Raw genomic sequence first — 6644 nt, forward strand, 5'->3', positions numbered from 1 at the left:
AGGGCCTTGAGGGCTTCCTCGAACGCAGCGGTCTCCTCGGCCTTCCAGGTGCCGGCGAGGTCGGCGATGTAACGAAACTCGTACGCGACGTTCAGCTTCTCGCTTTCCATGCCCAGGCCGGTACGAAGCGCGTGCAGCAGCACGTCATTGATCGACCAGTCTTTCTCGCGCGCCAAGCTCTTGATGCGCTCGATCAGGCTGTCCTCGATGTGGCGAACCACGATGTCCGGCACGTGCGAAACCTCCATGCAACATGCCCCCTGAGACCAACATAGTGGCCTGCGCATCCCCTCAGGACAAGTATCCGGGCCTGATCGGCTGCATCACGTGCCAATCAATGCACGCGAACCTGTTCCACTCGTCCGATGGCACCGCGCAGCGCGACCACAAGAATCAAACCCGGAATTGCCGACAAGGCAGTGATCGCGAAGAACATGGACCAGCCTACGTTGGGGACCAACCATGCTGCCAAGGGTCCCAGGAACACCCGCCCGACAGCTGCCAGCGAGGAAAGAAGAGCGAACTGCGAAGCCGAAAACCGCACGTTGCACAGCGCGGTAACGAGCACCACAAAGGCCGTGCTGCCGAGGCCGCTGAAGAAATTCTCGGCGCCCACCACGCTTGCCAGCGCGACAAGATCCGGACCGCTGTGCACAAGCCAGATATACCCCAGGTTGACCACCGCCTGCAGCACGCCGAGCACCAGCAAAGCGGGAAACAGGCGCATCCGGGTCACCACCCATCCCCCCGCCAGCGCGCCGAGCAAGCCTGCGACCAGACCAAAAGTCTTGTTGATCGCTCCCAATTCAGTGAGGCTGAACTTTGGCACGCGCAGCAAGAACGTTGTGGACAGTGACAAGGCGAACGCATCGCAAAGCTTGTACAGCACCATGAGCGCCATCCACGCCAGGGCCAGCGCACCGTAACGACGGAAAAAGTCCGCGAATGGCTGCACCACAGCCTCTGCGAAGGTTCGTGTCGCCTGCTCGTCTGGAGGTTCCGGAGAAGTGATGGTGACCGCCATCGCCGCGAACATCAGCACGCCCATCAAGCGGTACACCCAGGACCAACCGACATGATCGGCGAGGATCAACGCCAGCGCGCCGGAAACCAGCATCGCCGTGCGATAGCCGCCCTGCATCATCGCGGTACCCCAGCCTCGTTCCTCGGGACGCAAGAGGTCGGTGCGGTGAGCATCGTACGCGATGTCCTGCGTGGCCGAGGAAAAAGCCAGCAGCACCCCCAGAAAAGCCAGTGTGCCTGCCGATCCCTGCGGGGTGTAGAAGCTCATGGAGACCAGCGCCATGCCACACAGGAGCTGCATCAGCAGAATCCAGCCCCGACGACGACCAAGCCAGGGCAACGGCAACCGGTCCAGCAATGGTGCCCACAGAAACTTCAGGACATAGGCCTGTCCGATCAGCGTAATCCAGCCGATGTCTCGCAAGCTCAAACCGGCCTGCGTGAACCATGCCTGCAAGGCACTTCCCGACAGCGCAAGCGGAAGCCCGGATGCGAATCCCAGCAGCCCGATGCTCAGCACACGCCAGTTTCGACCGGGCGCTGACCCCATCCTTTCAGTCGACATAGTCCACCGTGAACGGTGCGTGGTCGGAAAAGCGCTCCCCCGTGAAGATCGAGCAATCCTGGAGGCGGTCCCGCAATGACGGCGTGGCCAGCTGATAGTCGATACGCCAGCCCACGTTGTTTTCGCGCGCCCGCCCTCGATTGGACCACCAGGTGTATTCCACCGTCTCCGGCTTCAGCGCACGGAACGCATCGACCCATCCCCGCGCCTCGACAAGCTCGTTGATCCAGCTTCGCTCCTCGGGCAGGCAGCCGGAGTTCTTCTGGTTGGATTTCCAGTTCCTGATATCCATCTCGCTGCGCACGATGTTCCAGTCACCGCAGACCACGTAGTCACGGCCACTGTCGAGCCATTGGTCCAGAATCGGGGCGAACCACTGCATGATGCGGTACTTGTACTGTTGGCGCTGGTCGCCCGAGGAGCCGGACGGGAAATACAGCGAGACCACGCTCAGGTTGCCGAACCGCGCCTCGATGTAGCGACCCTCGCAGTCAAAATCCTCGCGGCCCAGCTCGGTGAGGATGGCGTCTGGCTTTTCACGTGAATAGATCGCCACGCCGCTGTAGCCCTTCTTGCTTCGCGCATCGTGAAAACAGTCGTGGTAGCCCTCGCGGCTGAACGCCGGATCGTCCTGAAGCTGGTGCACGCGCGCCTTGGTCTCCTGCAGGCAAAGGATGTCCGCATCCTGCTCGTCGAACCAGTCGAACATGCCCTTGCGGGCGGCGGAACGGATGCCGTTGGCGTTGAGACTGATGATCCGCATGCGACGTTTCCTTTGAGGTTGCGGCATCATAGCAACCCAGCCATACGCCACGTGGACGTGGCGCGCGGCAGATGATTTTTTCTTCCACTCGCAGGAACCCCACACGTGCACGAACACCAGCGTCAATTCATCGAGCTTGCCCTGGCGCGCGGCGTGCTGCGCTTTGGTCAGTTCACCCTCAAGTCCGGGCGTACCAGTCCTTATTTCTTCAACCTTGGCCAGATTGCCTCTGGAGCCGGCCTGGCGCAGCTGGGACGTGCCTACGCCACTGCCGCAATGCAGTCGGGTATCGATTTCGACATGCTGTTCGGCCCCGCCTACAAGGGCATTCCGTTGGCCTCTGCCACGGCGATCGCTTTGGCCGACGCATACCAGCGTGACCTGCCGTTTGCCTACAACCGCAAGGAAGCCAAAGACCACGGCGAAGGCGGACTCCTGGTCGGCGCTCCGCTGACGGGACGCGTGCTGATCGTCGACGACGTCATGACCGCCGGCACGGCGGTACGCGAGTCGCTGGCGCTGATCCGCGGTCACGGCGCCACCCCCGCCGGCGTGCTGATCGCACTGGACCGCCAGGAGCGGGGACTGGGCAGCCTTTCCGCAGCCCAGGAGTTGACCGCCCAGGAGCAGGTGCCGGTGATTGCGATCACCGGTTTCCGGGACGTACTGGCGTATGCCGGTGAACACCCGGAGCTGGCTATCGAACGCCAGGCTCTGGAGGCTTATCGCAGCCAATACGGCTGTAGTTGAACCAACCCACAATTGCGCACGACGCGTGTACAGATCACGTACTCGGCCCGGCTATACTCGGGCGCGGAGGCTTCACTTATGCGGAAAATCATCCACATCCTTTTCATCGGCATGCTGTTCGCCAGTACTGCGGCGATGGCACAGCAGCAGCACAATGCCCATGAAAGTTATCGCTACAGCTGGATCGATGACAGTGGCCAGCCGCATTACAGCGACAGTTTGACCGACGAGGCCATCAAGAACGGCTATGACGTGCTCAACAGCAGCGGTCTCGTCGTGCGCCACGTCCAGCGTCAATTGAGCCCGAAGGAACGCAAAGAAGCCGAGGCCGCCGCGGCCAAGAATGATGCCGCACATGCCGCGCAGCAGCGCCGTATTTCCGAGGACCAGCAGATGCTCGCGGCCTATCCCAACGTGCGCGCGTTCCGGGATGCCCAGCAAGCTCAGATCGACCAGATCAACCAGACCCTGCAAACCACCCAGATCAATCTGCACGCGCAGGAGCAGAACCTGGCCGACCTGCTTGCGCATGTGGCCGACTTGAAGCACAGCGGGGAAAGCGTGCCCAAGTTCCTGCGGGATCGGATCGACAAGCAGCGCGCGAGTGTGACCGAGCAGCGCGCCGCCCTCGCGCGACAAAGGCTAGACAAGGCAGAAGCCGAAAAACAGATGGATGCCCGTATCAAGCGCTATCGCAAGCTGCGAGCCGCCAGTGAGGACGAGACGAACAACAGCGGGGACTGAGTCCGGTAACCCCTGTTACGGCGATCCACCGGTCACCCCGACCCCGGTTTGTATCAGAACGGAAGTTTCAGCTTCGGATCGATCGCCAGCAATTGCTTGCGAAAAACCGTCTGGATGCGCTTGAGCGCCTGCTCATCGTCGGCATCGAAACGCATCACCAGCACTGGAGTGGTGTTGGAAGCGCGCACCAGACCCCAGCCGTCCTTCCAATCCGCGCGCAGGCCATCGATGGTCGTCAATCGCGCACCCTCGAACTCGGAGGTTTCGCGAAAACGCTTCATGAACAGATAATGCTCGCCTTCCGGCATGGCAATCTTCAACTCCGGCGTCGAGACCCCTTTGGGCAAGCTCGCGAAGATCTCCTCTACCGTACGGCCCTCTGGGTCGCTGGCAAGGGTTTCCAGCAATCGTGCGGCGGCGTAGATACCGTCATCGAATCCGAACCAGCGCTCACGGAAAAAGAAGTGACCGCTCATCTCCCCGGCCAGCAACGCCTCGGTCTCGCGCATCTTGGCCTTGATCAGGGAATGACCGGTACGCCACATCAACGGACTGCCGCCCGCATTGAGCACATCGATCTGCAGATGACCGGTACATTTGACATCGTAGATGATGGTCGCTCCCGGATTGCGCGTGAGTACATCGCGCGCAAACAACATCAGCAGACGGTCGGGATAAATGATCTCGCCCTCGCGGGTGACCACGCCGAGCCGGTCGCCGTCGCCATCGAACGCCACGCCGATATCTGCACCGGTACTCTTGACCGAAACAATCAGATCCTGGAGATTCTCCGGGTCGGACGGATCCGGGTGGTGGTTCGGGAACTCCCCGTCCACCTCGCAATACAACGGGATGACCTGGCACCCGATGGCCTGCAGCACCTGCGGCCCGATCACCCCGGCGATGCCGTTACCCGCATCGACCACCACTTTGAGCGGCCGCTCCGACTGCACGTCATCGGCAATTCGTTCGACATAGTCCTCGACCACATCCATGCGTCGCAACTGACCCTTGCCACCGCTCTCGAGCCGGTTCTCGGCGATGCGCTCGTACAGTTCCTCGATCGCACCCTCGGACAGGGTCTCGCCACCGACCACGATCTTGAAGCCATTGTATTGCGGCGGATTGTGGCTGCCTGTAACCACCACCCCGGACCCGGTATTGAAATGATAGCCGGCGAAATACACCAGCGGCGTGGGCACCGCACCAATGTCGATCACATCGACACCCGCCTCCCGCAGGCCATCGGTCAGTGCCGAAGAAAGCTCGGTGCCGGACAGTCGACCATCCCGACCGACCACAACCTCGGTCAACTCCTTCTCGCGCATCACGCTGCCGATCGCCTGGCCGATAAGTCGTGCCACGTGACTGTCCAGACTCTCGCCCACCACACCGCGGATATCGTACGCCCGGAAAATAGTGCGCTCGACGGCAAGCGGCATGGGCTCTGGCTTGGGTCCCTGCGATACCACCGGCTTGGGTTTCACCGCGGGCGGCTGGTTTCGGGATACTTCCTCGGACAGCAAGGGCTCTGCGGTCGCCGGCATGGCGTCGTGCAGCTGCACCCTGCGGCGCAACCACAGCAAACCTGCGCCACCCGCCAGGCACAACAACGTGATCAAGCCTGCGAACAGGGGGCTGTTTGGCAGTACGATCCACGCCTGCGGAAGCGCGGCCAGCACCCGAAAACGTGTCCCTGCGATCGCAATCCCCTGGCTGCCATCACTGACACGGGCACCCACGTTGCCATTGCGTGCCAGCAACAAGCCATCCCCGCCGTCGCCAAGGACCAGATCCAGTCGACCATCATGAGGGTTGATCTGCAGCAATAGCTCGCGCACCGGCTTTGACGGCAGTTCGACCCAGGCATAACCGAGTGTTTGTGCTTCGGTCCCGATCTGTCGAGCCAGCGTCAGTACGACCTGTCCTTTGCTGGTGATGGACTGCATCGGCGGCGGCGTTGGTGAGCTTTGCGCAGCCAACAGCTGCGCGGCACGCGAATAGCCGAAGCGGTCGTAATCGGCGTGCACCACCTCGTCCAATGTGGGGCTGTAAAACTGGATGGTCACGGCTTGCGGCAGTAGCGCGGCCGCACGCTTGGCGGCGGCAGCACGCCCTTCGGCGCTATCCCTGGCCAACGCGCTGCGCAGCTGTGGATCCTGCAGTACGCGTTGCACCTTGTTGATCTGCTCAGCGAGGATGCTGTCCAGCTTCCGGACGGCCTGATGCTGGGCCTCGACCACCTGCTCGGCATCGCGGCTCTTGTGCGTGATCAGCCAGGTCTGCCAGGCGCAAAAACCGGACAACGCCAGCAATGCCGTGGCACAGGCCAATATCCAGAAGCGCTTGAGCGCAATCATCAGGCCCTGCCATGGGATCTGTACCGCGGCCTTTCTCATCGCCCTCTCCGTGTCCAGATCAACCTACTCCGGTGGAACCGAAACCGCCGCTGCCTCTCGAACTCGGGTCGAATGCATCGACAACGTTGATCTTCGCCCGGCCCACGGGGACGAACATCAACTGCGCGATCCGGTCACCCGGTTGCATGGTGAACGCCTGCGACCCGCGATTCCAGCAGGAAATCATCAACGGACCCTGGTAGTCGGCATCGATCAACCCCACCAGGTTGCCCAGGACCAGTCCGTGCCTGTGGCCCAGACCCGAGCGCGGAAGAATCAACGCGCACCAGCCCGGATCGCCAATATGGATGGCCACGCCGCTGGGGACAAGAGCAGTCTCGCCTGGCGCAAGGGTCAGCGGTTCTTCGACCGCGGCCCGAAGGTCCATGCCGGCGCTGCC

At 62.0% G+C, this 6644-nt stretch carries 7 protein-coding genes; 2 read left to right on the forward strand and 5 right to left on the reverse strand.

Annotated features, from left to right (window positions below; all coding sequences use genetic code 11):
• From PF446_RS02260 to PF446_RS02270, 3 genes are all read right to left on the reverse strand, one after another.
• On the reverse strand, window positions 1-248 hold a 248-nt coding region (locus tag PF446_RS02260; protein WP_298069278.1), incomplete at its 3' end, for a hypothetical protein.
• Between the two features lie 86 nt (window positions 249-334).
• On the reverse strand, window positions 335-1588 hold the full coding sequence (locus tag PF446_RS02265; protein WP_343224643.1) for an MFS transporter: 1254 nt from the start codon (window positions 1586-1588) through the stop codon (window positions 335-337).
• Window positions 1578-2351, reverse strand: a complete 774-nt coding sequence (locus PF446_RS02270) for an exodeoxyribonuclease III (RefSeq protein WP_298069280.1) — start codon at window positions 2349-2351, stop codon at window positions 1578-1580. Before PF446_RS02270 ends, PF446_RS02265 begins: the two co-directional genes overlap by 11 nt.
• Window positions 2352-2456: 105 nt before the next feature.
• Between PF446_RS02270 and pyrE the strand changes: the two genes are divergently transcribed.
• On the forward strand, window positions 2457-3101 hold the full coding sequence (pyrE, locus tag PF446_RS02275; RefSeq protein ID WP_298069282.1) for an orotate phosphoribosyltransferase: 645 nt from the start codon (window positions 2457-2459) through the stop codon (window positions 3099-3101).
• 78 nt (window positions 3102-3179) lie between these two features.
• Window positions 3180-3845: a DUF4124 domain-containing protein gene (locus PF446_RS02280; protein WP_298069283.1), complete on the forward strand. Its 666-nt coding sequence runs from the start codon at window positions 3180-3182 to the stop codon at window positions 3843-3845.
• A gap of 53 nt (window positions 3846-3898) precedes the next feature.
• Here PF446_RS02280 and PF446_RS02285 read toward each other — a convergent pair whose 3' ends face one another.
• Window positions 3899-6244, reverse strand: coding sequence for a phosphomannomutase/phosphoglucomutase (locus PF446_RS02285; RefSeq protein ID WP_298069285.1), 2346 nt, complete (start codon window positions 6242-6244; stop codon window positions 3899-3901).
• A 19-nt stretch (window positions 6245-6263) separates the two neighbouring features.
• A partial coding sequence (dut, locus tag PF446_RS02290; protein ID WP_298069287.1) for a dUTP diphosphatase occupies window positions 6264-6644 on the reverse strand: 381 nt, incomplete at its 5' end.

This window comes from Oleiagrimonas sp., from assembly GCF_027858935.1.
Classification (GTDB): Bacteria; Pseudomonadota; Gammaproteobacteria; order Xanthomonadales; family Rhodanobacteraceae; genus Oleiagrimonas.

What these genes read in the sequence shown, in the direction of transcription:
- PF446_RS02265 (WP_343224643.1), bottom strand. Translation starts at nt 1,588, where the DNA reads ATGTCGACTGAAAGGATGGGGTCAGCGCCCGGTCGAAACTGGCGTGTG.
- PF446_RS02270 (WP_298069280.1), bottom strand. Translation starts at nt 2,351, where the DNA reads ATGCGGATCATCAGTCTCAACGCCAACGGCATCCGTTCCGCCGCCCGC.
- PF446_RS02280 (WP_298069283.1), top strand. Translation starts at nt 3,180, where the DNA reads ATGCGGAAAATCATCCACATCCTTTTCATCGGCATGCTGTTCGCCAGT.
- PF446_RS02285 (WP_298069285.1), bottom strand. Translation starts at nt 6,244, where the DNA reads ATGAGAAAGGCCGCGGTACAGATCCCATGGCAGGGCCTGATGATTGCG.